The sequence below is a fragment of the Terrabacter sp. Root85 genome (assembly GCF_001429185.1).
Classification (GTDB): domain Bacteria; phylum Actinomycetota; class Actinomycetes; order Actinomycetales; family Dermatophilaceae; genus Terrabacter.
In genome coordinates this window covers 127,082-152,623 of sequence record NZ_LMIW01000009.1, presented here as the reverse complement: position 1 = coordinate 152,623, position 25,542 = coordinate 127,082, and the positions used below count along the sequence as shown (strand labels likewise).

The window sequence follows — 25,542 nt, the reverse complement described above, 5'->3', positions numbered from 1 at the left end:
CCTGGCAGCACCGGCGCCCCCTCCCCGGCCCGCGCGCAGGGCCGCACCTCGGACGGGCACGGCCCGCGTATGCCGTCGCCGCGCGTCGCGCTCGCGCGCTCCCTCCCGGCAGCGCATACTTCTCGAACGTGCGCGGACGTCGGGACCGCGCGACGTGAGCTCAGGGGAGTCAGGGTGCAGGGCATGATAGGCCTTCGGAACAGTCACGATCGACGGGGCGGGATCGCCTCTGCTGCAGCGGTGGTCGTGCTCGGCCTGACGTTGACGGCGTGCAGCGGCACGACACCGCAGACGACGTCAGCCGTCGAGTCGCCTACGGTCACGGCCACGGCGACGGGCACCGTCCAGCCCGGCCCCACCGAGCCGATCCCGACGGTGACGGCCGACCCGCTCACCCCGACGAAGCCCACCCCGCGCCCGTCGGCCACGCCCAGCGCGACGCCGACGACACCGGCTCCGACGCCGACCGACCCGGGGAGCGTCGCGGGGGCGTGCGAGCGCACGCTGCCGGCATACCCCGCGCTCGAGCGCGGCGCGACGGCACCGGCGGTGCGGTCGCTCCAGTGCTTCCTCAACGACGCCGACTACGGCCCGGTCGCGGTCGACGGCGTCTACGGCGCCCAGACCCGCGCGGCCGTGACGAAGGTCGAGTCGACCTTCGAGGGGCCGGCGCCCAAGCCGGGCCGCATCGACGCCGGCATGTGGGTGCTGCTCATCTCGCGCTCCCTCGGCGACGGCACGCTCAAGGTCGGCTCGAAGGGCGCCGACGTCGTGACGCTCCAGCGGGCGCTGCGGGCCGCGGGCGGCACGATCACCGTCGACGGGGACTTCGGCTCCGAGACGAAGAAGGTCGTCAAGCGCTTCCAGCAGGCCAACCGCATCGGGGACGACGGCGTCGTCGGCGACGAGACGCTCTTCCTGCTCAAGATGGGCGCGACGATCGGCTGAGGCCGAGTCGGCCGGACCGTCCGAGGAGGGCCGGTCAGGCGCGCAGGTCGTCGAGCCAGGTCCTCGCGCGATCGAAGTCGTCGTCGGACGTGCCGGGCCGTGCGTCGGGGCGACCCCCGTCGGCCCGCGGGTAGGACCCGAGGAACCGCACCTCGGCACACACCCGCCGCAGGCCCATGAGGGTCTCGCCGACGCGCGCGTCGAGGACGTGGCCCTCGAAGTCGATGGAGAAGCAGTACGAGCCCATGGCCTCGCCCGTGGGCCGTGACTCGAGGCGGGTCATGTTGACGCCGCGGACCGCGAACTGCTCGAGCAGCTCGAGCAGGCCACCCGCGTGGTCGTCGCGCTGGAAGAGCACGACCGTCGTCTTGTCGGCGCCGGTCGGCTCGGGCAGCGTGCCGGGTCGCGCGACGAGGACGAAGCGCGTGACGGCCGACGCGTTGTCGCCGATGTCCTCGGCGAGGATCTCGAGCCCCTCGTTGCGGGCCGCGGCGGGCGCGCAGACGCCGGCGTCGAACATGACGTCGCCCGGCTGCCCGAGCGCGGCGGCGCTCGCGGCCGTCGACAGGGTCGGGACGTACTCCGCCTCGGGAAGGTGCTGCCCCATCCAGCCGCGCACCTGGGCCCAGGCGTGCGAGTGGGTGCCGACCGTGCGGACCGTGTCGAGCGGCACACCCGGCCGGGCGCAGAGGACGAACGTGATCGGGACGAGCACCTCGCCGATGACGACGAGCGGCTCCCCCGTCGCCAGGGAGTCGAGGGTCGCGGACACGCCTCCCTCGACGGAGTTCTCGATCGGGACCATGGCGGCGTCGATGTCACCGGTCCGGAGCGCCGAGAGCGCCGCGTCGACCGAGCCGAACGGCAGGTGGTCGCGGCCCTCGGCGGCGTCCCAGGCGTCGAGCGCCATCTGGGTGAAGGTGCCACGCGGCCCGAGGTAGCCGAAGCGGTGCAGCTGGTCTGGCGTGCGGGGCGGCGTCACGACGCGTCCTTCGTCCGGTCGGGCAGGCGGGTCGCCGAGGCGAGCGCCTGCTGCTCCTCGGGGGTCAGGGTGATGCTCGACTTCCCGCCGACGATGCCCTTGGCATACGTGCGGGACTCGCCGCGGGCGTGGATCGAGCTGATCACGATGCCGTCCCCCAGGTCGTCGACGATGGCGGCCGAGAAGGACAGTCGCCCGCCCATGTCACCGAAGGCGTCGTAGCGCACGACGGCGACGTTGCGCAGGCTCTGGCGCACGTCGTCCTCGGCGCTCGCCACGTGCTCGCGCAGGCGGGTCAGCTCGGCCGTGAGCCGGTCGATGCGGTGGTTCTGGGTGGCGGCCACGCGCGCGATGTCGGTCTGGCCGCCGTCGTCCAGGGCGGCGAAGTCGCGCCGGAGCCGGGAGAGCTGCAGCTGGGCCCGGACGGCGAGCGCGAGGGCGAGCAGCGCGACGACGGCGGCGGCGATGGCCAGGGTCGTCAGCGTCGAGGCGTCCACGATCGGAAAGGGTAGCCGCGCCGGTCGCCCGTGGCCTTCCGATTCCAGCCCGTGACCTCGCCCTCCACGGACAGGCTCGGTTTGTAGTCTGTCCCCCGTGATCCGCCGCCACCCCGTCAAGACGCTCGTCGTCCTGCTCCTGGTGATGGTGGCTGCGCTCACGCTCGCGTACGTCAAGCGCACCACCGTCCCCGTGCCGCCCACCTCGCAGCCGAAACCGGGCGAGTCGCTCGTCGTCGTGGGGCTCGGAGGCCTCTCGTGGGACGACGTCTCGGCCGAGGACACGCCCATCCTCTGGGGCCTGCTCCGTGACGGCTCGGCCGCGTCGGTGTCGGTCAAGAGCCTGCGGCTGACGACGTGCCCGACCGACGGCTGGGCCACGGTCTCGGCCGGTGAGGCGGCCGGCCCGGACACGACCGAGTCCCGCCCGCAGTGCACGCCACTGCCACCCGTCGCGGGTGACGCGACGACCGGCTACCGCGTCATCGGCTTCGACGCGCTCGCGGCGGCGTCGCGCGAGGCGGAGTTCCGGGCACAGCTCGGCCTGCTCGGCGACAGCTTCGCGGCGGCCAAGACGTGCATCCAGGCCGTCGGCCCGGGCGCCGGCCTCGCCGCAGCGACGGGGGACGGCAAGGTCGCGAAGTACTCCCCCTTCCAGGCGACGACCCTCGTGTCCGACCTGGCGCAGTGCCCGGTCAGCATCGTCGACGTCGGCGGCATCAGCTCGACCGACCCCAACCCGACGCGGCACCTCGAGCAGATCAACGGCATCGAGCGCCGGATCGAGCTCGTCATGGACGCCATGCCCAACGGCGCCGACCTCGTCGTCGCCGGGCTGGCCGACCGTGACCAGCAGGAGCGTCTGCGGCTGCTCACGGCGAGCGGACCGCACTACGCCCCGGGCCTGCTCGCGTCGGCCTCGACGCGCATGGTCGGGATCGCGCAGCTCTCGGACATCACGGCCACGATCCTCCAGCGCGGCGGCGTGGAGCCGCAGGCCGCCATCGGCGGCCGGGCGCTCAGCGTCGTGCCGTCGGCCAACAACAGCGAGTCGACGGCCGCGGCCAAGCTGACGGTGCTCACCGACATCGACACCAAGGCCGACGCGATGCACGACGTCGTCGCGCCGTTCCTGCTCATCTGGCTCGTGGGCACGGCCCTGGCGATGCTCGTGCTGTGGCTCGTGATGCGCCGGGCCCGACCGTGGAACCGCCGCTTCACGCGGGCGCGCGTCCTGCGCCTCGTGCGCCTCGTCGGGCTCGTCTCGGCCGCGATGCCCGCCGCGACCTTCCTGGCCAACCTCGTCCCGTGGTGGCGCTGGTCGACGAACACCGTCGTGCTCGTGGCGGTGCTCCTCGTCCTCGTCCTCGCGATCAGCTCCGTGCTGACCCTCGCGTGCCTCCAGGGCCCGTGGAGCAGCTCGGCCCTCGGCCCGCTGGCTGCGATGTCGGCCATCACGGCGGGCGTCATCGGCATCGACCTGCTGACGGGCTCACACCTGCAGATCTCGTCGATCTTCGGACTCCAGCCGCTCGTCGGAGGCCGCTTCTACGGCATGGGCAACGTCGCCTTCGCGTTGTATGCCGCCGCCGTCCTGCTGCTGTGCGCCGCCATCGCGCACGCGCTCGTCAGGCGGGACTCCCCGCGGCTCGCCGTCTTCGCGGTCGTCGTCATCGGGGGTGTCGCGCTTGCCGTCGACGTGCTCCCCGCCTGGGGTGCCGACTTCGGTGGGCCGATCGCGCTCGTGCCGGCCCTCGGCTTCCTCCTCATGGGCGTCATGGGCTGGCGCACGTCGGTGCGCAACGTGTCGATCGTCGTGCTCGTCGCGGGCCTCGTCGTCGGGCTCGTCTGCTACCTCGACTGGCGCCGGCCTGAGTCCGAGCGCTCGCACCCGGGTCGCTTCCTCCAGACCGTCATCGACGGCGGTGCCTGGGACGTCATGTCGCGCAAGCTGTGGGGCAACGTCTCCCTCGCCGTGCACCTGCCGGTGCTGCTCCTCGTCGTCGTCGCCCTCATGGTGGTCGTCGTCATGATCGTGCTGCGCCCCGGCATCCTCGGGACCGAGCCGCTCCGCCGCCTGCTCGAGGAGGCCCCGCTCATGCGACGCGGCCTGCTCTCGGTCATCGTCATGGCCGTCATCGGCTTCCTCACCAACGACTCGGGCGCGGCGATCCCACCCGTCGCGGCGATCTTCACCGTGCCGCTCGTCGTGTCGGCGGTCATGCACTTCCTGTCCATCGAGGCGCGCAACGCCCCCGTGCGCCGGCGCCGCGACCGCCACCACATCTGAGGAGCGACCCCATGGGCGAGCAGCCCGACGTGCACGCCGCGCCGGCCGAGCTGGCCGCGCTGGCCCGTGACATCGACCGGGTCTGCCGCCTCGAGGGCGAGTTCGTCGTCCGGTCCGGCGCCGTCGTGTCGGAGTACTTCGACAAGTACCTCTTCGAGTCCGACCCGCTGCTGCTGCGTCGGGTGGCCGCGGCCATGGTGCCCCTCGTGCCGGCCGACACCGACCTGCTGGGCGGTCTCGAGCTCGGCGGCGTGCCGATCGCGACGATGATGAGCAGCCTCACCGGCCTGCCGGCGCTCTTCGTCCGCAAGGCACCCAAGGCGTACGGCACGCGCCGGCTCGCCGAGGGCGCCGACGTGGACGGTCGACGGATCACCCTCGTCGAGGACATCGTCACGACGGGCGGCGCCGCCCGGGACGCGACGGTCGCGCTCCGTGGGCAGGGCGCCACCGTCGAGGTCGTCGTGTGCACCATCGACCGCAGCGAGCCGGGGGCCAACCGCCTCCACGAGCTGGGGCTCGAGACCCGGTCCGTGCTGACCCGCGCCGACCTCGACGCCGCGCGAGCGACCGCGCGCCCCTGAACGGGCCGGGTCAGCCGGGGCCGAGGCGGCGACGCAGCCGGCGGACGCCGAGGGCGAGCGCGACGTCGCGGTACTGACCGGCCCGGTGCACCTGCGCGCGCCAGTCGGTGCCGGTGACCCGGTGCTGGAGGTCGCACGGCACCTCGAGGATGGTCAGGCCGGCGTCGAGCACGTCGACGGTCATGCCCACCTCGACGCCCCACCCGCGGGCGAAGGGCGTGGCCGCGGCGATCGCCGCCGGCGAGAGGCAGCGCATGCCCGACAGCGGCTGCTTCGGGGACCAGCCGGTGAGCTCCTCGATGCCGCGCCGGGCCAGGCCGACGACGAGGCCGTGTCCGCCGGCGCTGCCCTTCTGCTCGGGCAGGGTGGCGATCGTGAGGTCGGCCTCGCCGCGGGCGACGGGTCCGACGAGGGCACCGACGGCCTGGGCCGACGCCTCGAGGTCGGCGTCGACGAAGAGGACCGACGTGCCGGCGTCGAGGCGCCCGACTCGGCGCAGCCCGGACACGCGGCCGAGGCCGCTCATCATCGCGTCGGCCTTGCCGTGGTTGCGCACGTGGCGCACGACCTCGGCCCCCTCGCGGGCGGCGATCACGGCGGTGCCGTCGGTCGACCCGTCGTCGACGACGACCACCGCGGACACGCCGGGGATGGTGCGCACGCCCCGGATGGTCTCGGCGATCCGAGCGGACTCGTCCTTGGCCGGGATGACGACGGCGACGGACAGCGGTGGGGTCGTCATCGTCGCGCGTCTCCTCAGCGCAGGGTGACCTGGCGGTTGGTCAGCCCGGCCTTCGCGCCGCGCTCGGCCGCATTGAGCGGCTCGGTCGAGGCGGCCGCGGCGTCGATCTTCGTCTTCATGGCCGCGACGGCGTCCTCGAAGTCGGCGGCGGCTGAACCGGGGTCGACCTCCCACACCGGGATGAGCAGCCCGCTCGAGCGGAAGCAGCCGAGCAGGCGGCCGTCCTCGCCGAGGTGGCTCTCGCCGGCGGCGTGGAGGCGGGCCAGGGCGCCGGTCGCGGTGTCCTCGTCGAACGGCAGCACCCAACGCACGTAGGTGCGCTCGCCGATGCGGCACCAGAAGGCGGACGGCGCGGCGTCGAGCTTGACCGTCGGGATGGCCGACTCGTTGGCGCGGTCGAGCGACTCCTTGCCGTCGGCGTCGAGATCGGCGTCGGCAACCCAGAAGTCGAAGCCCTCGTGCAGCTCCATCTCGAAGGCCGCCTCGGTGTCGAGGATGTCCTGCAGGCGCGGGGTGTCGGCCATCGAGACCGGCAGCGTCGTCACGGGCGAGCCGGCCTCGGCGACGGACGCGAGCGCGATCGCCTGGGCGATGTCGCGGCTCGTGTCGCCGCTCGCGTTGCCGGACTGGATGCCGACGAGCACCTCGCCGTTCTCGCGGTGCAGGCCCGGCCAGGCGAGGGGGAGCACGGTCGCGATCGTCACCTCGTCGGGCGCGTCCTCGGGCGCCTGACCCTTCGCGAAGCGCACCGTGGCGGTCGCGGCCGGGACGATCTCGCGCATCGCGACCCAGTCGGTCTCGTTGGGAAGGCCCTCGAAGGGGCGCGCCACGAACGGGGCCGGAAGCGGACGTGCGGAACGGTCTGCGCGCTCGCTGCGCGGTCGACGTGATGCCTTACCCATGCGCGCCACCCTAGTGGCCGGGGCGGGGTCAGCCGAACGCGGTCGCGAGCGGGGCGAGGGCCAGCACGTCGTCGGGCCCGTCGAGCCCGATCGGAGCGACGAACGCGGTGGTGACCCCGAGGTCGGCGAGGCCCGCGAGACGGGGCGCGTGCTCCGCCGCCGTGCCGGCGTGGTGTCGCGCAGCGAAGGTCGCTGCGGCCGTGCGACCCCGGTGTCGCTCGACACGGGCCCAGACGTCGTCGCGGTCCCGGCCGACGAGCGGCAGGTCGAGCACCGTCGCGTGGACCGCTGCCGGGTCCCGACCGGCCTGCCCCACGAGCGCGAGGTAGCGCACCACCTTGGCGAGACCGACCTCGTCGGAGGGCACGTTGCAGCCGTCGCCGAGCCGGGCCGCGATGCGCAGCGTCCGGTCGCCGCCGCCGCCCACGATGACCGGGATCTCGCCGACCGGCCTGGGGTACGACGTCGTCTCGGGCAGCGAGACCCGCTGTCCGGCATACGGTTTGGTGCCGGGTGCCCAGAGGGCCTTCATCGTCTCGATGCCCAGTTCCAGCGCGTCGAGTCGCGCTCGCGCAGAAGGGAACCCGAGGCCGTATGCCGCGTGCTCGCGCTCCCACCAGCCCGCACCGACACCGACGAACGCCCTCCCACCCGTCAGCGCCGACAGTGTCGCCACGGCCTTGGCCGTGATGCCCGGGGCCCTGAAGGTGACGGGCGTGACCAGGGTGCCGAGCTGGAGTCGGGTCGTCGAGGCGGCGAGGGCGCCGAGGGTCACCCACGGCTCCGGGATCGGGTCCCACGCGCGGCCGACCTGAGGGATCTGGATGAGGTGGTCCATGAGGGCGAGGCCGGCGAGCCCGGCCTCCTCGGCCGCTGCGGCCATGTCGCGAAGCCAGACGAGCAGGTCACCCTCGGCCGGGAAGCGCGAGAGCTGGAGCACGACGCCGCGCAGGCCCGGCGGTGCCCCGGCCGATGCTGGAGGACGGGCAGGCTCGAGCGCGGGCCCGTCGGTGGACGACTGGTCCACGGCGACCCGCACGACCTGCCAGCCCTCGGCATCGAGCAGGTCGACCGTGGCCGCGACCGACGCGAGCTGGCTCGTGAGGACGCGGGCCGGGACCGGGCGGTCGCGGGCCGCGTTGCGCGCACGGCATACGCCCGCAGGGGTGTCGAGGACGACCGCGACGGCCGGGAGTCCCACGGCCCGAGCGGCGTCCCTCCACGCGCCGCGCCGGATGGCGTCGTTGCCGAGCGTGTCGACGACGGTCGTGAGTCGGCGACCGAGGCGGGCGGCGACGACCTGCTCGAGCAGCGCGAAGGCATCGGCCGAGGCGTCGAGGTCGTGCTCACCACTGCCGACGACGGCGCGCAGCGCGTCGGACGAGACGACCTCGGCGTCGCGGTAGCGCGACGCCGCCCACGTCGACTTGCCCGAGCCGGAGGCGCCGACGAGGACGACGAGCGCCGGGTCGGGAAGGGACACGACGCGGGTTGCCCGAGGCTCAGTGCGAGCGGCGGCGCGAGGGACCGCCGAGCGAGGCCCAGACGGTGCGGCCGTGGGGCTCCTCGATGACGCCCCACTCGTGGGCGAGGGAGCGGACGATGCGCAGACCGCGGCCGCCCGGAGCCCACATCGTCGGGGGCGCGGGGCGTGGTGCGGTCGGACCGCCGCCGTCGGAGACCTCGACCTCGACGACGTTGTTCTTGACCTTCCAGTGGATGCGGATCGCACCGTCGGAGAGGGGTTTTGCGTGGCGGATGGCGTTGGCGACGAGCTCGCTGACGACGATCTCGGCCTCGTCGATGACCTGCGGCGAGACCTCACGGGCCAGGAGGTCCTCGACGAGCTCCTTGCGGATCCGAGGAGCCGCGGACGGCGCCCACTGGATGCGGACGGTGCGCTTCTCGCCCAGCGGAACGGCCGGGACGTTGCTCATGGATCTCCTCGCGATCGCGTTGGCTCGTCGGGCGTCCACATCGGTGTGGGACGCCGAGCCGCTCCCCTGTGTGCTCGCCACGTCAGGTCCTCCTCACGGGCGATTCGCATGCCCCCGTCGTTGAACGCTAACGAAACCTGCGCCGTACCTCAATGAAGTGCGAGTTTTTCCCGTGCCGCTGACCTGCCGATTCGTCCGTATCCAGACATCTAGCGAATGTCGTAGAGGGCTGGATACGGCGGAAGCCGCGGGCTCGCACTGCGGGGACTCTCGCACCCGCCCCGCCCTTACCCACCCGCGGACGTCTTGGACAGCTGCTTGCATCACGAACAGTCGCGATATATCGTCGACCTATCGCGACTGTTCGTGAGCCGCGTTCGTAGAAGGAGAACCACCATGCACGGACACCACCACCACCGACGCGAGTCCGGCTGGGACGGCAACTGGGGCGGCGGCTGGGGAGGCCAGGGCAACGGCCCCGGCTTCGGACCCGGCCGTGGCCCCTGGGGCGGTCCCGGAGGACCCGGCCCCGGCGGCCGTGGCCGCCCCGGCCCGCCCCCGTGGGTCGCCGACCTCGTCCGCCACTTCGGCGGACCCGGCTTCGGCCCCGAGTTCGGCGGACGCCGCGGACCCCGCGCCCGACGCGGCGACGTCCGCGCCGCCATCCTCGACGTCCTCGCGGGCGACGAGATGAACGGCTACCAGCTCATCCAGCAGATCTCCGAGCGCACGAACGGTGCGTGGAAGCCGAGCCCCGGCTCGGTCTACCCGACCGTCCAGCAGCTCGAGGACGAAGGCCTCGTCGAGGGCCGCGACGTCGAGGGCCGGCGACTGCTGCGCCTCACCGACGCGGGTCGCGCCTACGTCGAGGAGAACGCCGAGGAGATGGCCGCCACCTGGCGGCCCTTCGAGGAGTCGACCGAGGAGGACGCCCCCCGCCCCTCCGGCGGTGCCAACGACCTCATGCCGCTCGTCGGCCAGGTCATGGGCGGGATGTGGCAGGTCGTCACGACCGGCACCTCCCAACAGCGCGCGGAGGCGGCGGAGATCCTCACGGAGACCCGACGCAAGCTCTACCGCCTGCTCGCCGACGGCGACCCGGAGTAGGCCTGACAACCACCGGCCCCACCTGCACCCCGAGCGCGCTCAGTCGCGCTCGGGGTGCAGCACGAAGAAGCCGAGGTCGCGCCCACCGGCACGTTCCTCGTAAGCCGTGTAGCCGCGGTAGTACTCGAGGGCCGCCTCGCGCACGCGCTCCTTGTCGGGCCCCTGGACCTGCTCGGCCCTGACCCGGTGCACGACGCCGTCGACCTCGAGCGAGGCCTGCGGGTGCGCGCGGAGGTTGAAGTACCACGCCGGCGGCGTCGCCGAGCCGTAGCGGGAGGCGATGACGCCCCACCCGTCCTCGAGCGGCGCGAGCATGAGCGGCACGGTGCGGGGCTGCCCGGACCGTGCACCCGTGGTCGTCAGCATCCCGACGGGGACGGCGGCGAGCCACTGGCTCGGCAGGGTCCGGCCGGGCGCGAGCCGGTGGGCCAGCAGGTCGAGCCGGTGGAGCACGCGCTTCGAGACCCACGCACCCGGCCGGGAGGCGACGACGGACCGCAGGGCGCGTTGGACCGGGTTGGCGTCGTCGACCGGGCGCAGCTGCATGGGTGCAGCGTAGGACCGTCGGGTGGCGTTGCGGGGTCGTCCGGCAGGATGGTCGGGTGCCCACGCCCGCCGCCCCCTCCGGCCTCCTCGTCGCCGGGACGTCGTCCGACGCCGGCAAGTCCGTCATCGTCGCGGGACTGTGCCGCGCCCTCGTGCGCCGTGGCGTGCGGGTCGCCCCGTTCAAGGCGCAGAACATGTCGAACAACTCGATGGTCTGCCTCGACGGCGGTGAGATCGGCCGGGCGCAGTGGCTCCAGGCCGTCGCCGCCCGGGTCGAGCCGACCACGGCGATGAACCCCGTGTTGCTCAAGCCGGGCACCGACCGCCGGTCGTTCATCGTCGTGCGGGGCGAACCGGCCGGGACGCTCGAGGCGGGGCAGTATGCCGCCGGGCGCGCCCACCTGGCCGACGCCGCGTTCGCGGCCTACCGCGAGCTCGCCGACGCGTACGAGCTCGTCGTGTGCGAGGGCGCCGGCTCCCCCGCCGAGATCAACCTCCGCTCGGGCGACTACGTCAACATGGGACTGGCCCGCGAGTTCGGCCTGCCGGTCGTCGTCGTCGGTGACATCGACCGGGGTGGCATCCTCGCCTCGCTCTACGGCACGTGGGCGCTCCTCGACGAGGACGACCGGTCGCTGCTCAAGTCCTTCGTCATCAACAAGTTCCGCGGCGACGTGTCGGTGCTCGAGCCGGGGCTGGAGGCCATCACGGACCGCACCGGCGTGCCGTTCCACGGCGTCATCCCGTGGCTGCTCGACGTGTGGCTAGACAGCGAGGACACCCTCGAGGTCGGTCACTGGCGGGCCTCGACCGCCCTGTCCGCGACGTCTCGCGACCGGCTCAAGGTGGCGGTCCTCCGGCTCCCCCGCATCTCGAACGCCACCGACGTCGACGCCCTCGCCGCCGAGCCCGGCGTCGACGTCCTCGTGACGATCGACCCGGCCGTCGCCGAGGCTGCGGACCTGCTCGTCCTGCCCGGATCCCGTTCGACGGCAAGCGATCTCGAGTGGCTGCGCGAACGGGGACTCGCCGAGGTCGTCGACCGCCGCGTCGCGGCCGGACGTCCGGTTCTCGGCGTGTGCGGCGGCTACCAGATGCTCGGGCACGAGATCGAGGACGACGTCGAGGGCCGCGTCGGAGTCGTGCCCGGACTCGGGCACCTGCCCGTGCGGGTCGAGTTCGGCGAGTCGAAGGTGCTGGCGCGGCCCGAGGGGTGGTGGGGCCAGCACGCCGTGGACACCGCCTACGAGATCCACCACGGCATCGCGCGAAGGCTGCCCGACGGTCACCCTGCGACCGTGGAATCGCCTGCAGCGCAGGGCTTCCTCGACGGCTGGACCGTCGGCCGGGTGTGGGGCACGATGTGGCACGGCGCCTTCGAGAGCGACGACTTCCGTCGAGCCTGGCTCACGCAGGTCGCCCGCGCGGCAGGATCGGAGTGGCAGCCCCACGCCGACGCCCCGGGCTTCGCGGTGCGGCGCGAGCGGATGCTCGACACCCTCGCCGACGCCCTCGAGGAGCACGTCGACATCGACGCCCTCCTCTCCTTCACCCGGATGGGAGCCACGCCATGATCGAGCACATCCGTGTCATCGGGATCGGCATGGGCGACCCGGGGCACGTGACCGGCGAGGCGGCCCGCGCCCTGGCCACCGTCGACGTCTACCTCGTCGCCGACAAGGGCGACGCGAAGTCCGACCTCGTCGCCGCCCGGCAGGCCGTGTGCGACGCGCTCATCCCCGCCGAGCACGCCTACCGCGTCGTGGAGGTCACCGACCCGCGACGGGGGCCGGACGCCGAACGCGACGCGACGGCATACGACCGCGGGGTGCGCGACTGGCACGCGGCCCGCGTGGACGCGTACGCCGACGTCATCGACGGGCTCGACGACGGCGAGACGACGGTCGGCTTCCTCGTGTGGGGCGACCCGGCCTTCTACGACTCCACGATCCGGGTCGTCGACGCGCTCGTCGAGCGCTACGCCGCAACGGGGTTCACCGTCGAGCACGACGTCATCGCCGGGATCAGCGCGCCGCAGCTGCTCGCCGCGCGGCACCGCATCCCGCTCAACCGGATCGGCGCGCCGATCCACATCACGACCGGCCGACGGCTGCTCGACGAGTACGACCCCTCGCTCGGTGATGTCGTCGTCATGCTCGACGGGCACCTCGCGTGCGGCGAGCTCGCCGGCGCCTTCCCCGACCTCGAGCTCTGGTGGGGTGCCTACCTCGGCACGCCCGACGAGCTGCTCGTGCACGGACGTCTCGCCGACGTCGTCGGCGAGGTGCGGCGCCTGCGCGCCGAGGCCCGCGAGCGCCACGGCTGGGTCATGGACACCTACCTGCTCCGGCCGCCGGCGGACGCGCCCACCGGCCCCCGCCCGAGCCCCTTCCCGCAGACGGAGCCGCTGACCGACGGAGTCGTCACGCTGCGGCCGATGACCGCTGCCGACTGGGAGACGGTGCGGGACGAGCACAACAACGAGGAGTCGCTGCGCTGGGACTTCGCGGGCCAGCCGCTGACCGACGACGAGGCGCGCCGCCGGGCGGCCTCGGCCACGCTCGAGTGGCGCCGCGGGCGGGCGGCGCGATTCGTCGTCGTCGACGCCGCCTCCGGTGAGGGTGCGGGCGTCATCGGCGTCCTGCGGATGGGACCGCCCGGCACCGGGCTCATCGGCTACGGCGTGCTCCCGGCCTTCCGGGGGCGCGGGTTCACGACCCGGGCCCTGCGACTCGTGTCGCGGTGGGCGCTCGAGGAGACAGGGCTCGCCCGGCTCGAGCTCGGCCACAAGGTGGGCAACGAGGCCTCGGGCCGGGTGGCCGCCAAGGCGGGCTTCCGGGCCGAGGGCCGGCTCAGCGGCCGTCTGCCCAACCCGGACGGCACCCGCTCCGACGAGATCTACTACTCCCTGACCCGCGAGGCCTTGAGGCCAGAGGCCCCGGCCTGAACCCTCAGACCCGGGCGAGGAAGTCGAGGACGCGCTGCTGCACGAGCGCGGCGGCCTCGGGGTCGTAGGCCGTCGTGCTCGCGTCGGCGAAGAGGTGCCCGCACCCGGCATACGTGAAGAGCTCCCCGTCCTCGGCGGCGGCGACGACGGCGCGGGCCGCGTCGACGTCACCCTCGTCCATGAAGAACTCGTCGGCCTCGCCGCCGTGGATCTGCACGGGGACGCCTGCGGGCCAGTCGGGGGCGAACTCGCCGAGCGGGATGGCCGAGTCGAGCAGGACGGCGCCGCGCGCGCCCGGCCGGGTCTGGGCGAGCCGCTGCGCCGCCATGACGCCGAGCGAGAAGCCGGCACAGACGAGGTCGTCGGGGAGACCGTCGGCCGCAGCGACCCCCTGCTCCTGAAGGGTGCCGAAGCCGATCGAGCGGGCCTTGGCCATCCCTTCGTCGAGGGTCGCGAAGCTCTCGCCGCCGTAGAGGTCGGGCGTGTGGACCGTGTGGCCCGCGGCGCGGAGGGCGTCGGCGAAGGCGAGGAAGCCCTGGGTCTGGCCCTGGGCGTGGTGGAGGAGGAGGACGTCGGCCATGCTTGCTCCTGTGCTCGATGGTTTCCCTGCTGTTGATCCAACAATCTAGACTGATCCAACAATGTCGATCAATAGCCCGCAGCTTCCCGACTACGAGCTCCCCGACGCGGTGGAGCTGACGACGCCTGCCCAGCTGCGCGCCATCGCCGATCCGCTCCGCTCGTCCCTCCTCGACCTCGTGCTCGAGCGGGCGGCCACCGTGGCCGAGCTGGCCGCCGCCGTCGGCCGGCCCAGGAGCACCGTCGCGCACCACGTCGGCGTGCTCGTCGACGCCGGCATGCTGCGGGTCGTCCGGACCCGCCGGGTGCGCGCCATCGACGAGCGCTTCTACGGTCGCACCGGCCGCACCATCACCATCGGCGTGTCCCGCCACCCCGGCGACCCGACGGTCCCCGTGTGCGTCAACGGGCTCTCGGTCGCCGCGGCCGAGTCGGTCCCGGCCCACGAGGACGACACGCTCTACTCGACGCTCCGGCACGTCCGGATCCCGAGGGAGAGCGCGTCGGAGTTCTGGCGCCGCGTCGAGGGGCTCGTGCGCGAGTTCACCGCACTGCCGCGCTCCGGCGACACCGTCTACGGGCTCGCCGTCGGCCTCTACCCCACCGACCAGCCCGTCCTGCCCGAGGCCGAGCCTGCCGACGAGGAGGCACCATGACCGCCGACCCAGCCCCTCTTCGCGTCAGCGCCGTCTCGCTCGACTGCGCCGACCATGCCGCGCTCGCGACCTTCTACGCGGAGCTCTTCGACGGCACGGTGCTCTGGTCGCACGACCACGCGTCGGCTGTCGACGTGGGCGGCCTGGTCCTCGTGGCGCAGGGGGTCGAGGACCATCGCGAGCCGACGTGGCCAGACCACTCGATCGTGCACCTCGACGTCACGGTCGACGCCGACGACCTCCACGCCCAGACCGAGCGCGCCCGCGGACTGGGCGCGCGCCTCGTGGACCCGCAGCCCGACGCCCGCTGGCGCGTGCTGCTCGACCCTGCCGGCCATCCCTTCTGCCTGACGCCCTTCGCTCCCTGACAAAACGTCCAGACGTGGCCGCGTCCCGACATACGCTCTGGAGGTCAGGACATTGACGAGGCCGACGAGGCGGAGGAGGAGCTCGATCATGAACGAAGGACCTTCGGCTCCTCCCGGCTGGTACCCGGCCGGTGAGGGCGAGCGCTACTGGGACGGGCGCGCGTGGACAGCGCACACCCGGCCCCCGATGGCCCCACCGGTGGCCGCGACGGACGCCCACGGGCTGCCGCACCGTGTGGCGGACGCGCCCTGGGGACAGCCCGGCTGGCCGCCTCCGACGCCCTCCCCCGGCCCTCCCGGGATGGTCGGCACCCCGGTCTACTACGCCCAGGTGGCACCGAAGAGCCCGGCGCTCTCCGTGCTCGCGTCGTTCTTCCTGCCGGGCCTCGGCAGCATGATCAACGGCGACGTGGCCAAGGGCGTCGGGATCCTCATCGGCTACCTCATCAGCTGTGTGCTCGTCATCGTCCTCATCGGGATCGTCGGCGTCTTCGGCTTCTGGGTGTGGGGCATGGTCGACGCGGCCGCGGGCGCGAGGCGCTGGAACGCGCGCCACGGGATCCTCAGCTAGTTCCGGTCGATCCGGTCCCGGGGCGAAGGGATCGGAGGAGACTCGGGGGATGGCGCGACGAAATCTCAAGTGCCTCATCCTCGGCCACCGCTACACGCGCATGAAGCTGAGGGGCCGCACGATCCTGACCTGCAAGCGGTGCGGCGACGTCGACGTCGTCGAGCACGACATGCGCGGCCTGCAGTTCTGAGACCTGACGGGCCGGGGCGAACCACGACCCGAGGGCAGTGCGTCAGAGCGGGTCGATCCGCCCGAGGACGCAGGAGTCGTAGAGCCAGGTCGTCCCGAACGTCGCCGCACACCGCGACGCCCTGACGTCCGCGCCACCCGGCCTACCGATGACCGGCTCGAACACCTGGGGCGACACGTCGAGCGGTTCGACCGACCCGTTGGGGCGCAGCAGGTCGAACGTCGCCGAGCGACCGGAAGCGAGGTTGGCGATCGCGTTGCGGCACGGGACCGAGGCGGGTTTGGCGATGACGGAGAGGAACTCGCCGACGGCGCGGGTGCGCGAGTACTCCTGCAGCCCCGAGGCGAGGGCACTCATGGTCAACTCGCAGGCCTGGTCGGTCGCGGCGTCCCCGCCGCCACCGCCACTGTCGTCGTCCCCACAGCCGGCCAGCCCGGCCATCATGACGACGGTTGCGGCTGCCGCGAGGCCACGCACCGCCCGACCTCCCGATCGACCGACCATGCCCCACGGTAGGACCCGGGGCGCCGCCGCGTCCCCGCAACGAGACGAGCGCGCGGCTCAGTCCTCGAGGTCGCCCTCGACGTCGAGGTAGACCTGCTGGAGGTCCGCCATCAGCTGGGGGTCCGGCTCCTCCCAGAGGCCGCGGTCGACGGCCTCGTGGAGCCGCTCGATCATGCCGTGCAGCGCCCACGGGTTGGCGTGCTGGAGGAAGTCGCGGTTCTCCTTGTCGAGCACGTAGGTCTGGGCGAGCTGCTCGTACATCCAGTCCGTCACGACACCGGCCGTCGCGTCGAAGCCGTAGAGGTAGTCGACGGTCGCCGCGAGCTCGAAGGCGCCCTTGTAGCCGTGCCGCCGCATCGCCGCGATCCAGCGCGGGTTGACGACGCGTGCCCGGAAGACGCGCGCCGTCTCCTCCGTGAGGCTGCGCGTGCGCACCGCGTCCGGCGTCGTGGAGTCGCCGACGTACGCCTTGGGCTCGCGACCGGTGAGCGCGCGGACCGTCGCGACCATGCCGCCGTGGTACTGGAAGTAGTCGTCGCTGTCGGCGATGTCGTGCTCGCGCGTGTCGATGTTCTTCGCGGCGACGTCCATCCGCGCGTAGGTGCGCTCCATGTCGGCCCGAGCAGGTATGCCGTCCAGCTCACGCCCGTACGCGAAGCCGCCCCACGTCGCGTAGACCTCCGCGAGGTCGGCGTCCGAGCGCCAGTTGCCCGACTCGATGAGCGGGAGGATGCCGGCGCCGTAGGAGCCGGGCTTGCTGCCGAAGATCCGGGTCGTGGCGCGGCGGGCATCACCGTGCTCGGCGAGGTCGCCGGCGACGTGGGCCCGGAGGTAGTTGTCGTCGGGGGACTCGGCGAGGTCGGCCACGAGCTGCACGGCGTCGTCGAGCATGGCGATGACGTGCGGGAAGGCGTCCCGGAAGAAGCCGGAGATGCGGACCGTGACGTCGATGCGCGGCCGGCCGAGCTCGGCGAGCGGGACGGCGTCGAGCCCGACGACCCGGCGCGACATCTCGTCCCAGCGGGGGCGCACGCCGAGGAGCGCCAGCACCTCGGCGATGTCGTCGCCCGACGTGCGCATCGCCGACGTGCCCCACACCGAGAGCCCGACCGACCGTGGCCACTCGCCGGTGTCGGCTCGGTGCCGGGCGAGCAGGTCGTCGGCGAGGCGCTGTCCGGTCTCCCAGGCGAGTCGGCTCGGGATCGCCTTCGGGTCGACGGAGTAGAAGTTGCGGCCGGTCGGCAGCACGTTGACGAGGCCGCGCAGAGGCGACCCCGACGGCCCGGCCGGGACGTAGCCACCGTCGAGCGCATGGAGCACCGCGTCGATCTCGCCCGTCGTCGCCCGCAAGCGCGGGACGACCTCGCGGCACGCGAAGGCCAGCGAACGGCATACGCCATCGGTGTCGACCTGCGGGTCGGCGCCCAGCCGGTCGCGCACGATGCCTGGCACCGCGGCTTCGTCCCAGTCGGCCTCGGCGAGAGCGGCGACGAGTGCGCTCGCCTGCTCCTCGGCGTCGTCGACGGACGAGCGCTCGGAGTGCCCCTCACTCACCCCGAGCGCCGTCCGAAGTCCCGGCACGGCGCCCACGGCACCGGCGAAGACCTGGTTGGCCCGCAGGATCGCGAGCACGAGGTTGGCGAGGCCCTCCCCCGTGGGGGCCTCGCCAAGAACATGGAGTCCGTCCCTGATCTGGACGTCCTTGACCTCGCAGAGCCAGCCGTCGACGTGCATGACGAACTCGTCGAAGGCATCGTCGTCGGGCCGGTCCGTCAGGCCCAGGTCGTGGTGCATCTGAGCGGACTGGATGAGCGTCCAGATCTCGGCGCGCAGGGCCGGCGCCTTGGCCGGGTCCATGACGGAGACGTTGCCGTACTCGTCGAGCAGCTGCTCGAGTCGGGCGATGTCGCCGTAGGACTCGGCGCGGGCCATCGGGGGCACGAGGTGGTCGACGATCGTCGCGTGGGCGCGGCGCTTGGCCTGGCTGCCCTCTCCGGGGTCGTTGACGAGGAAGGGGTAGACGAGCGGGATCGACCCGATCGTCGCGTCGGGCCCGCACGCCGCGGAGAGCGCGAGGTTCTTGCCGGGCAGCCACTCGAGGTTGCCGTGCTTGCCCATGTGGACGACGGCGTGAGCGCCGAACTCCCTTGCGAGGAAGTCGTAGACGGCGAGGTAGTGGTGCGTCGGCGGCAGGTCGGGGTCGTGGTAGATCGCGATGGGGTTCTCGCCGAAGCCGCGCGGCGGCTGGACGAGGACGACGACGTTGCCGGCTCGGATGCTCGCCGCGACGAGCTCGCCCTCGGGGTCCGCGTGGCGGTCGACGAAGACCTCGCCGGGCGCGTCGCCCCAGTGCTTCGTGACGGCGTCGCGCAGCCCCGCCCGGAGGGCGTCGAAGTGCTCGCGGTAGCGGGCAGCCGGGATGCGCACCGGCTGGCCGCTCAGCTGCTCCTGCGTCAGCCAGTCCTCGTCCTGGCCACCAGCCTCGATGAGGGCGTGGATGAGCGCGTTGCCCGCGGTCGTGTCGGGCGACTCGCCGTCGACCGGCTCGAGCGGCCCGGTGCCGGGGATCTCGCCCGGCTCGCCGAGGTCGTAGCCGGCGTCGCGCATCGCCCGCAGCAGCCGGATGATCGAGACCGGCGTGTCGAGACCGACGGCGTTGCCGATGCGCGAGTGCTTGGACGGGTAGGCCGACAGGACGATCGCGATCCTGCGCTCGGCCGGCGGGGTGTGGCGCAGGCGGGCGTGGTTGACGGCGAGCGTGGCGAGACGCGCGCAGCGCTCGGGGTCGGGCACGTAGTGCGGCAGGCCGTCGGCGTCGGTCTCCTTGAAGGAGAAGACCCCTCCGATGATGCGGCCGTCGAACTCGGGCACGGCGACCTGCGTCGCGACGTCGAGCGGGCTCATCCCGTCGTCGCTCGCGTCCCACTGGTCGCGGCTCCACGTCAGGCAGAGGCCCTGGATGATCGGGACGTCGAGGGCGGCCAGCGCCTGCACGTCCCACGCCTCGTCGTCCTCGCCGGCGCTCGCCGTGCCCGGCTTGGTGCCGCCCGCTGCGAGCACCGTCGTCACGAGGACGTCGTATGCCGTGAGGTGCTCGAGCAGGTCGGCGGGGGCGTCGCGCAGCGACGAGACGTGGACCGGCACGCCGACACCGCCGGCCGCGTCGACGGCGTCGGCGAGGGCGTGGACGTAGGCGGTGTTCTCGGCGGCGAACTGGGCCCGGTAGAAGAGGATCCCGACTCGAGGACGGGGGTGGCCGTCGACCGCAGGCCCGGGCTCCGGGCGGTCGAGCACGCCCCATGTCGGCAGGGCCACGGGCGGCTCGAAACCCTCCCCCGTCATGAGGAGCGTGTCGCCGAGGAAGGCGTGCAGCTCCCGGAGGTTGGCGGCACCGCCCTCGGCGAGGTAGCGGTGCGCCTCGGCGACGACGCCGGGCGCGACCGTCGAGAGCTCCATGAGGGCGGCGTGCGGGGTCTGCTCGCCGCCGAGCACGACCATCGGCGTGCCCGTGCTCCGGATCCGGCGGAAGCCCGCGCAGAGGTCCTGGGGACCACCGAGGATGCGGGCCACGACGATGTCGGCAGCCTCGATGGCCTCGGCCATGGACGTGTGACCGGGACGGGAGGGGTTGGCGACCAGGTAGTCGGCACCGCTCCCGCGGGCACACAGCAGGTCGGTGTCAGACGTCGAGAGCAGCGCGATGCGCGTCACTGGAACTCCTCGGCGGGGTGTCCACGCCCCGCGGTCGAAAGGAAAGAGAAGCGCTGCCGGCAGTTCCTGACTCACCGCCTCCCTCACGGGTGGCGACTCACAGTGGCGGGACCGTCCCGGATTCTCACCGGGTTCCTGGATCGACGACGCTGGCCCCACCATAGCCCGTGGGCGACGCGCATTTCCCTGCGGACCGCATCGCGCCCCGGCTACGGTGCGACCGTGAGCGCTCACGGCGATCCACGAGTCACCGCAGTGGAGGAGAACCTCATCGCCCAGTTCCGGCTCCTGGCCGGCACCGAGCACGTCGAGGCCCTCCCCGACGACGATGTCGTCGCGTTCACCCGCGATCTCGCGTTCCCGCTCTTCAACGCGATCTGCGGAGCACGGTTCGCTGCGGGTTCGGAGGCGCGGCGCACCGCCGAGCTCGTCGACGGTTACGTGGCCCGAGGGCTGCCCTTCCTGTGGTGGGCGACCCCGTCGACGATGACGCCCGAGATGGACGCCGTGCTGCGCGACCGGGGCATCGACCCGCGCCCCGAGCCCGGCATGCACGTCCGGCTCGCCGGACCGGTCGACGCAGGCCTACGGGCGGGTGTCGACATCTCGCTCAGCCCGGTGACCGAGGAGCTCGTGGCCGTGATGGCCTCCGGTTTCGGCTTCCCCGACTTCGTCGTCGAACCGCTGCGACTGGCACTGGCCGACTTCGGCCCCGACGTGCTCTTCCACGTCGTCGCACGGGTCGGTGGGGAGGCCGTGAGCACCGGGTCGGTCTTCGTCACCGGGCGGACGGCAGGAGTCTACAACATCGCCACCGTCGAGCCGGCCAGGCGACAAGGCCTGGGGTATGCCGTCACAGCCACCCTGATGAACCTCGCGCAACGCCGCGGATGCACCGAAGCGGTCCTCATGGCGTCCGAGATGGGTCGGCCCACGTACGAGCGACTCGGTTTCGTCGAGGTGTGCCAGACCCCCCAGTACATGTGGGTGCCGAGCCCCTGACACCGGGCCGGTGCCCGAGACGGCCGTCTTGACCTCGCCGGGCTCAGGCCTAGCATGTGCCGCGTGACCGCCCCGTCGAGCCGAGAGCGCCGGGCAGGCGATGCCTGTCCCGGTGTCAGCCGACCCTTCGTCGCGGTCGACGGCTCGATCGTGCGGCTCCGTCCTGCCGGCCAGCCGGTGCGCATCGAGGTCCTGTCCGATCTCATGGATGTCATTGCCGGACAGCAGGATCCGGCGATCCAACTGACGTCTCGGGGCGCCCTGCAGCTGCGGGGGCTCCCCGACCCGCTGACGCCGCGGATCCGCGACGCGATCCGGGCGACGGGACTCGTCCCCTCGGCGACCCACGAGCTCGTCCGCAACATCGTCGCCTCGCCGCTCTCCGGTCTCGACGGCGCCGGGCACTGCGACCTGCGTCCCGTGACCCGCGCCCTCGACGCCGCGCTCCGCACCGATCCCGACCTCTCCCGCCTCGGCGGCCGCTTCCTCCTCGTCCTCGACGACGGGCGTGGCGACGTCGTGGGCGAGTCCTTCGACCTCGGCCTGTTCGCGACCGGTCCCGCTCGCTGCGTCGTGCTGGCTGGCGGCATCGACCGCGGCTGGGAGGTGCCGCTGGCGGCCGCAGTTCCGCGGCTGGTCGCCCTCGCCCGTCAGTTCGTGCAAGCGGCCAGCGGCGACGAATCCGTCTGGCACGTCAGCGAGCTCGCGGTGCCGCTCGGACCCGAGCCGACGGCCGAGCTCGACCTGCCACGTCAGCCGGAGCGCCCGCTCGGCGCCGTCGGCGACCACGCCGTCGTGGCGGTGCCGCTCGGCCTGCTCCGACCCGACCACGTTGCCGCGCTCGCCGGGGTCACGGACCGCGTGCTCGTGACTCCGTGGCGCTCGCTCGTCATCGAGAAGGCCGCCGCAGCACTGCCCGAGCTCGAGGCAGCGGGCCTGGTGACCCACGCCGGCTCACCCTGGACCCGGCTGCACGCCTGCACCGGCCTCCCGGGCTGTGCCCGGTCCGCTCTCGACACCCGAGCCCTGGCCCGCGACCTCGCCCCGGTCCTGCCGGGCGGCCACCTCCCCGTGCACGTCAGCGGATGCGAGCGTCGGTGCGGAACGCCCGCGACGGCATACGTCGACGTGGTGGCCCCACGGTCCGCCGAGCAAGCCTTGTCCACCATCGCCGAGCAGGAGTCCTCATGGACGTGACCACCGAGACACGGCAGGCGCCGACGCGCCGCTACGACTACGTCACGGACGGGGCGGAGATCTATCGCCGGTCGTTCGCGACGATCCGGACGGAGGCCCGGCTCGACCACCTTCCCGAGGACGCCCGAGTCGTGGCCGTCCGCATGGTGCACGCCAGCGGCGACGTCGACCTCACCGAGCACATCGCCGTGCACCCCCGGCTCGTCGCGGCCGCGCGGACCGCGTTGCGGTCCGGTGCGCCCATCCTCACCGATGCGCACATGATCGCCTCCGGCATCACCCGGGCCCGGCTCCCCCGCGACAACGAGGTCGTCTGCACGCTGCGCGACGAGCGGGTTCCGGCTCTCGCACGGGCCTGGGGCACGACGCGATCCGCGGCGGCCGTCTCGCTCTGGGGCGACCGGGTCGACGGCGCCGTGGTCGCGATCGGCAACGCGCCCACGGCGCTCTTCCACCTCCTCGAGACGATCGCCGACGGGGGCCCGCGCCCGGCCGCCATCATCGGCATCCCCGTCGGCTTCATCGGCTCCGCGGAGTCGAAGCTCGCCCTGGCCGACAACCCCTTCGACATCCCGTGGCTCGTGGTGCACGGTCGGCGCGGTGGCTCAGCCCTCGCGGCCTCTGCCGTCAACGCCCTGGCCCGCGAGGAGGAGCTGTGACCGGCTGGCTCCGCGGCGTCGGCGTCGGGCCGGGTGACCCCGAGCTCGTCACCGTCAAGGCCGCGCGGCTCATCGGTGAGGCCGACGTCGTCGCCTTCCACAGCGGGCCGCGGGGCGACTCGATCGCCCGACGCATCGCCGCCTCGTACTTCCGTGACGGAGTCGTCGAGGAGCTGCTCGTCTACCCCGTCACCACCGGCGCGACGGACCACCCGCTCGGCTACCACGGCCTCATGGCCGACTTCTACGACGAGTCGGCCGATCGCCTTGCCGCACATCTGGACTCGGGCCGCAACGTCGTCGTCCTCGCCGAGGGGGACCCGCTCTTCTACGGCACCTACATGTACCTCCACGACCGTCTCGCCGACCGCTACGACACCGCGGTCGTCCCGGGTGTCACGTCGGTCAGCGGGTCGGCGGCCGCCGTCGCCACCGGCCTCTGCCGACACGAGGACGTGCTGACGATCCTGCCCGGGACGCTGCCGGTGCCGGAGCTCGCGCGCCGGCTCGCCGACACCGAGGCTGCCGTCGTGATGAAGCTCGGCCGCACCTTCGAGAACGTCCGCGAGGCCCTGCGACAGGCCGGACGGCTCGACGAGGCGCGCTACGTCGAGCGGGCCAGCTCGGATGCCGAGCGGGTGCTCCCCGTCGCCGAGGTCGACGCCTCGACCGTGCCGTACATGTCGATGGTCGTCGTTCCCGGTCGCGACCTGCGGGCTGACGCGGCCGGGCGTGCGGCATCCTCAGGCACGAGCGATCCGGCTGTCCCGCAACAAGGTCCGGAGGACGACGTCCAGGGCGAGGTCGTCGTCATCGGCCTCGGCCCCGGACCCGACCGCTGGCTCACCCCGGAGGCGTCGGCCGCGCTCGCCGACGTCGGTCACGTCGTCGGCTACGCGCCCTACGTCAACCGGGTCCCGCAGCGCGAGGGCCTCACCCGTCACGCCTCCGGCAACACGGTCGAGGTGGACCGCGCCCGGGACGCCCTCGAGCTGGCCCGCAAGGGCGAGCGGGTCGCGGTCGTCTCCGGTGGCGACGCCGGAGTCTTCGGCATGGCATCGGCGGTCTTCGAGGCGGCCGAGATGCACGGCTACACCGACGTGCCGGTGCGAGTGCTGCCCGGAGTCACTGCGGCCCAGGCCGTGGCGGCTCGCGCCGGCGCACCGCTGGGCGGCGACTTCGCCATCATGTCGCTCTCCGACCGGCTCAAGCCGTGGCACGTCATCGAGAGGCGCCTGCGGGCCGCCGCGTCGGCCGACCTCGTCGTCGCTCTCTACAACCCCGCCTCACGCAGCCGGACCGAGCAGGTGGCCCGCGCCCGCGAGGTCTTCCTCGAGGAACGCGACCCAGCCACCGTCGTCGTCGTGGGTCGCGACGTCGGCCGAGCCGAGGAGTCCCTCACGGTGACGACCCTCGCCGACCTCGACCCGGCGACGATCGACATGAAGTGCCTCGTCATCGTCTGCGCGTCCGGCACCCGCGTCACCGGCGTCGGCCAGGTGTGGACGCCCCGCTACGTCCACTGACGCTCGCGGGCGACCGCTCTGACCACGGCCCGGAGACGCGTGCGAACACTCCGTGGGCTCCCCCTAGTCGAAGAGTCGCAGGAGCAGGTGTCGATTCTGCGGTGCCCAGATCAGCTCGCGGAACTGGTCCACGGGTCCGACCGGCCATCTCTGCGCAATGCTCACGACCGCTGGGTCCTGGATCAGAGGCAGGAGCAGGTCCGGGATGCCCGCCCACGCGACCTTGAAGGGTCGGTCCCACAACTGCACGACCTCCGTCGTGACCGGAGCCGTCAGACCGAGCGCGTTGTGCATCGCGGTCAGACGCTCGTACGCCGTCATGAGAGCCGCTTCGCGGTCCGGCCACGTTGCCGCGCGGCCTACGTTCCACAGGACCGGAGTCAGCTCCGAGCCACACTCCAGACGTGAGAAGGCCGTCCCGAACCATTTCGAGTACGGCGCGTACTGCCGTTCCATCAGGAACGCGAGCCGCATCAGGTCGCCGACCAGGCGCGACCCGATCAGCGAGGAGCCCAGCTCGTCGCCCGCAGCTCCCGCTCTGCCCACCAGGTTCATCTCCGGGTGCACGCGCCACCACCCGGCGATCAGCAGGTAGAGCCAGACGTCATGGGGATAGTGGGCCAGACGGTCGCGGGCCGTCTGCAGGTCCACCTCGTCGTGGAAGACGACGCCCGAGGTGAACGCACGTAACCCGTGCTCCGGCAGGGTCAGCCAGTCGCGCGGCTCGATGTCGTGGTCGATGTCCAGCTCCAGCTGTTGCCGGAGATAGCCGCGCACGGTGTGGACCGCATGGCCGGTCGGACGACCGGCGAAGGTCGCCGGAAGGTCGCGCTGCAGCGCCGCTCGCACCTCGGCACCGAGGCGCCGCTCGTCCTCCTCGGCAAGAAAGATCAGAGCACGGGGCTTCCAGTCGTGGTCCGTCGACATCTCATCATCGAAGCCGAGCACCTCCGACCCACGGCCGAGCAGCGCAGCAGAGTGCGGCACGCCGGGAAAGGTGGCGCTCAAGACGGGCTGCACGACCTCGTCGTAGAACCGCCGGCTCAGCTCCGCCCCGGGAACGAACATCGACACGCCCCCACCTCCTCCGTGGACAG

At 72.9% G+C, this 25,542-nt stretch carries 25 protein-coding genes and 1 riboswitch; of the genes, 14 read left to right on the top strand and 11 right to left on the bottom strand.

The genetic code is table 11. From position 1 onward, the window contains the following. The first annotated feature begins 183 nt into the window (after nt 1-183). Nucleotides 184-948 (top strand): peptidoglycan-binding protein, encoded by a 765-nt coding sequence (locus ASE25_RS12965; protein ID WP_157623426.1) that lies wholly within the window; start codon nt 184-186, stop codon nt 946-948. A 34-nt stretch (nt 949-982) separates the two neighbouring features. Here the strand turns inward: ASE25_RS12965 and pheA are convergent, their stop codons facing one another. Both pheA and ASE25_RS12955 read right to left on the bottom strand, forming a co-directional pair. Next, nucleotides 983-1,930, bottom strand: a complete 948-nt coding sequence (gene pheA, locus ASE25_RS12960; RefSeq protein WP_369793489.1) for a prephenate dehydratase — start codon at nt 1,928-1,930, stop codon at nt 983-985. Then, nucleotides 1,927-2,427 carry a DUF4446 family protein gene (locus tag ASE25_RS12955; protein WP_056825938.1) on the bottom strand — a complete coding sequence of 167 codons (501 nt, stop codon included), beginning with the start codon at nt 2,425-2,427 and terminating at the stop codon, nt 1,927-1,929. Before ASE25_RS12955 ends, pheA begins: the two co-directional genes overlap by 4 nt. Nucleotides 2,428-2,524: 97 nt before the next feature. Here ASE25_RS12955 and ASE25_RS12950 point away from each other — a divergent pair, with 97 nt between their 5' ends. Continuing rightward, entirely contained in the window at nt 2,525-4,717 is a 2,193-nt protein-coding gene (locus ASE25_RS12950; protein ID WP_056825936.1) for a hypothetical protein, read from the top strand. A gap of 11 nt (nt 4,718-4,728) precedes the next feature. After that, entirely contained in the window at nt 4,729-5,301 is a 573-nt protein-coding gene (locus ASE25_RS12945) for an orotate phosphoribosyltransferase (protein ID WP_056825935.1), read from the top strand. Nucleotides 5,302-5,311: 10 nt separating this feature from the next. Here the strand turns inward: ASE25_RS12945 and ASE25_RS12940 are convergent, their stop codons facing one another. The 4 genes from ASE25_RS12940 to ASE25_RS12925 are packed head-to-tail and all read right to left on the bottom strand — an operon-like array spanning nt 5,312 to nt 8,882. After that, complete coding sequence (locus ASE25_RS12940; protein WP_056825933.1) at nt 5,312-6,043, bottom strand: glycosyltransferase family 2 protein; 732 nt, start codon at nt 6,041-6,043, stop codon at nt 5,312-5,314. Between the two features lie 14 nt (nt 6,044-6,057). Then, nucleotides 6,058-6,945: a DUF5926 family protein gene (locus ASE25_RS12935; protein WP_056774819.1), complete on the bottom strand. Its 888-nt coding sequence runs from the start codon at nt 6,943-6,945 to the stop codon at nt 6,058-6,060. A 28-nt stretch (nt 6,946-6,973) separates the two neighbouring features. Beyond that, the gene (locus ASE25_RS12930; RefSeq protein ID WP_056825931.1) at nt 6,974-8,428 is read right to left on the bottom strand and encodes an LLM class flavin-dependent oxidoreductase; all 1,455 of its coding nucleotides are present in this window, start codon (nt 8,426-8,428) and stop codon (nt 6,974-6,976) included. 19 nt (nt 8,429-8,447) lie between these two features. Next, nucleotides 8,448-8,882 (bottom strand): ATP-binding protein, encoded by a 435-nt coding sequence (locus tag ASE25_RS12925; RefSeq protein ID WP_056774825.1) that lies wholly within the window; start codon nt 8,880-8,882, stop codon nt 8,448-8,450. 396 nt (nt 8,883-9,278) lie between these two features. On the opposite strand from ASE25_RS12925, the gene ASE25_RS12920 reads away from it, so the two are divergent. Next, nucleotides 9,279-9,989 (top strand): PadR family transcriptional regulator, encoded by a 711-nt coding sequence (locus ASE25_RS12920; protein WP_056774827.1) that lies wholly within the window; start codon nt 9,279-9,281, stop codon nt 9,987-9,989. Nucleotides 9,990-10,028: 39 nt separating this feature from the next. On the opposite strand, the gene ASE25_RS12915 is transcribed toward ASE25_RS12920, so the two are convergent. Continuing rightward, the gene (locus ASE25_RS12915; RefSeq protein ID WP_056825930.1) at nt 10,029-10,535 is read right to left on the bottom strand and encodes a nitroreductase family deazaflavin-dependent oxidoreductase; all 507 of its coding nucleotides are present in this window, start codon (nt 10,533-10,535) and stop codon (nt 10,029-10,031) included. Between the two features lie 56 nt (nt 10,536-10,591). Here ASE25_RS12915 and ASE25_RS12910 point away from each other — a divergent pair, with 56 nt between their 5' ends. After that, the gene (locus tag ASE25_RS12910; protein WP_056774833.1) at nt 10,592-12,109 is read left to right on the top strand and encodes a cobyric acid synthase; all 1,518 of its coding nucleotides are present in this window, start codon (nt 10,592-10,594) and stop codon (nt 12,107-12,109) included. Continuing rightward, nucleotides 12,106-13,482, top strand: coding sequence for a precorrin-6A synthase (deacetylating) (cobF, locus tag ASE25_RS23500; RefSeq protein WP_082622862.1), 1,377 nt, complete (start codon nt 12,106-12,108; stop codon nt 13,480-13,482). Before ASE25_RS12910 ends, cobF begins: the two co-directional genes overlap by 4 nt. A 4-nt stretch (nt 13,483-13,486) precedes the next feature. Here cobF and ASE25_RS12900 read toward each other — a convergent pair whose 3' ends face one another. After that, nucleotides 13,487-14,062, bottom strand: a complete 576-nt coding sequence (locus ASE25_RS12900) for a dienelactone hydrolase family protein (protein ID WP_056825927.1) — start codon at nt 14,060-14,062, stop codon at nt 13,487-13,489. A 61-nt stretch (nt 14,063-14,123) separates the two neighbouring features. Between ASE25_RS12900 and ASE25_RS12895 the strand changes: the two genes are divergently transcribed. The 4 genes from ASE25_RS12895 to ASE25_RS22805 all read left to right on the top strand — a co-directional run bounded on the left by ASE25_RS12895 (nt 14,124) and on the right by ASE25_RS22805 (nt 15,846). Next, complete coding sequence (locus ASE25_RS12895) at nt 14,124-14,717, top strand: helix-turn-helix domain-containing protein (RefSeq protein ID WP_056825925.1); 594 nt, start codon at nt 14,124-14,126, stop codon at nt 14,715-14,717. Further along, nucleotides 14,714-15,085: a VOC family protein gene (locus ASE25_RS12890; protein ID WP_056774842.1), complete on the top strand. Its 372-nt coding sequence runs from the start codon at nt 14,714-14,716 to the stop codon at nt 15,083-15,085. Before ASE25_RS12895 ends, ASE25_RS12890 begins: the two co-directional genes overlap by 4 nt. Before the next feature lie 88 nt (nt 15,086-15,173). Then, a complete protein-coding gene (locus ASE25_RS22420) occupies nt 15,174-15,656 on the top strand; it encodes a DUF2510 domain-containing protein (protein ID WP_082622861.1) in 483 nt (160 codons plus the stop codon). 49 nt (nt 15,657-15,705) lie between these two features. Next, the gene (locus ASE25_RS22805) at nt 15,706-15,846 is read left to right on the top strand and encodes a hypothetical protein (RefSeq protein ID WP_156415514.1); all 141 of its coding nucleotides are present in this window, start codon (nt 15,706-15,708) and stop codon (nt 15,844-15,846) included. Between the two features lie 42 nt (nt 15,847-15,888). On the opposite strand, the gene ASE25_RS12880 is transcribed toward ASE25_RS22805, so the two are convergent. Next, nucleotides 15,889-16,350 carry a hypothetical protein gene (locus tag ASE25_RS12880; RefSeq protein ID WP_157623425.1) on the bottom strand — a complete coding sequence of 154 codons (462 nt, stop codon included), beginning with the start codon at nt 16,348-16,350 and terminating at the stop codon, nt 15,889-15,891. 57 nt (nt 16,351-16,407) lie between these two features. Continuing rightward, the gene (gene cobN, locus ASE25_RS12875; RefSeq protein WP_056825918.1) at nt 16,408-20,061 is read right to left on the bottom strand and encodes a cobaltochelatase subunit CobN; all 3,654 of its coding nucleotides are present in this window, start codon (nt 20,059-20,061) and stop codon (nt 16,408-16,410) included. 40 nt (nt 20,062-20,101) lie between these two features. After that, a riboswitch (cobalamin riboswitch) is annotated at nt 20,102-20,230 on the bottom strand. Nucleotides 20,231-20,283: 53 nt separating this feature from the next. On the opposite strand from cobN, the gene ASE25_RS12870 reads away from it, so the two are divergent. From ASE25_RS12870 to ASE25_RS12855, 4 genes are read left to right on the top strand one after another with little or no spacing between them, the layout of a single operon-like run. Beyond that, entirely contained in the window at nt 20,284-21,063 is a 780-nt protein-coding gene (locus ASE25_RS12870; RefSeq protein ID WP_157623424.1) for a GNAT family N-acetyltransferase, read from the top strand. A 54-nt stretch (nt 21,064-21,117) separates the two neighbouring features. Further along, entirely contained in the window at nt 21,118-22,260 is a 1,143-nt protein-coding gene (locus ASE25_RS12865) for a precorrin-3B synthase (RefSeq protein ID WP_369793486.1), read from the top strand. Next, nucleotides 22,251-22,919: a precorrin-8X methylmutase gene (locus ASE25_RS12860; RefSeq protein ID WP_056774858.1), complete on the top strand. Its 669-nt coding sequence runs from the start codon at nt 22,251-22,253 to the stop codon at nt 22,917-22,919. Before ASE25_RS12865 ends, ASE25_RS12860 begins: the two co-directional genes overlap by 10 nt. Beyond that, complete coding sequence (locus tag ASE25_RS12855; protein ID WP_056825915.1) at nt 22,916-24,445, top strand: precorrin-2 C(20)-methyltransferase; 1,530 nt, start codon at nt 22,916-22,918, stop codon at nt 24,443-24,445. Before ASE25_RS12860 ends, ASE25_RS12855 begins: the two co-directional genes overlap by 4 nt. A 63-nt stretch (nt 24,446-24,508) precedes the next feature. Here ASE25_RS12855 and ASE25_RS12850 read toward each other — a convergent pair whose 3' ends face one another. Beyond that, entirely contained in the window at nt 24,509-25,513 is a 1,005-nt protein-coding gene (locus tag ASE25_RS12850) for a DUF4037 domain-containing protein (protein ID WP_056826252.1), read from the bottom strand. Nucleotides 25,514-25,542: the final 29 nt, after the last annotated feature.

Excerpts from the sequence above, each read along its gene's own strand:
- ASE25_RS12965 (WP_157623426.1), top strand. The coding sequence starts at position 184 with ATGATAGGCCTTCGGAACAGTCACGATCGACGGGGCGGGATCGCCTCT.
- ASE25_RS12945 (WP_056825935.1), top strand. The coding sequence starts at position 4,729 with ATGGGCGAGCAGCCCGACGTGCACGCCGCGCCGGCCGAGCTGGCCGCG.
- ASE25_RS12940 (WP_056825933.1), bottom strand. The coding sequence starts at position 6,043 with ATGACGACCCCACCGCTGTCCGTCGCCGTCGTCATCCCGGCCAAGGAC.
- ASE25_RS12935 (WP_056774819.1), bottom strand. The coding sequence starts at position 6,945 with ATGGGTAAGGCATCACGTCGACCGCGCAGCGAGCGCGCAGACCGTTCC.
- ASE25_RS12925 (WP_056774825.1), bottom strand. The coding sequence starts at position 8,882 with ATGAGCAACGTCCCGGCCGTTCCGCTGGGCGAGAAGCGCACCGTCCGC.
- ASE25_RS12920 (WP_056774827.1), top strand. The coding sequence starts at position 9,279 with ATGCACGGACACCACCACCACCGACGCGAGTCCGGCTGGGACGGCAAC.
- ASE25_RS12915 (WP_056825930.1), bottom strand. The coding sequence starts at position 10,535 with ATGCAGCTGCGCCCGGTCGACGACGCCAACCCGGTCCAACGCGCCCTG.
- cobF (WP_082622862.1), top strand. The coding sequence starts at position 12,106 with ATGATCGAGCACATCCGTGTCATCGGGATCGGCATGGGCGACCCGGGG.
- ASE25_RS12900 (WP_056825927.1), bottom strand. The coding sequence starts at position 14,062 with ATGGCCGACGTCCTCCTCCTCCACCACGCCCAGGGCCAGACCCAGGGC.
- ASE25_RS12895 (WP_056825925.1), top strand. The coding sequence starts at position 14,124 with ATGTCGATCAATAGCCCGCAGCTTCCCGACTACGAGCTCCCCGACGCG.
- ASE25_RS12890 (WP_056774842.1), top strand. The coding sequence starts at position 14,714 with ATGACCGCCGACCCAGCCCCTCTTCGCGTCAGCGCCGTCTCGCTCGAC.
- ASE25_RS22420 (WP_082622861.1), top strand. The coding sequence starts at position 15,174 with ATGAACGAAGGACCTTCGGCTCCTCCCGGCTGGTACCCGGCCGGTGAG.
- ASE25_RS22805 (WP_156415514.1), top strand. The coding sequence starts at position 15,706 with ATGGCGCGACGAAATCTCAAGTGCCTCATCCTCGGCCACCGCTACACG.
- ASE25_RS12880 (WP_157623425.1), bottom strand. The coding sequence starts at position 16,350 with ATGGTCGGTCGATCGGGAGGTCGGGCGGTGCGTGGCCTCGCGGCAGCC.
- ASE25_RS12865 (WP_369793486.1), top strand. The coding sequence starts at position 21,118 with ATGTGCCGCGTGACCGCCCCGTCGAGCCGAGAGCGCCGGGCAGGCGAT.
- ASE25_RS12860 (WP_056774858.1), top strand. The coding sequence starts at position 22,251 with ATGGACGTGACCACCGAGACACGGCAGGCGCCGACGCGCCGCTACGAC.
- ASE25_RS12850 (WP_056826252.1), bottom strand. The coding sequence starts at position 25,513 with ATGTTCGTTCCCGGGGCGGAGCTGAGCCGGCGGTTCTACGACGAGGTC.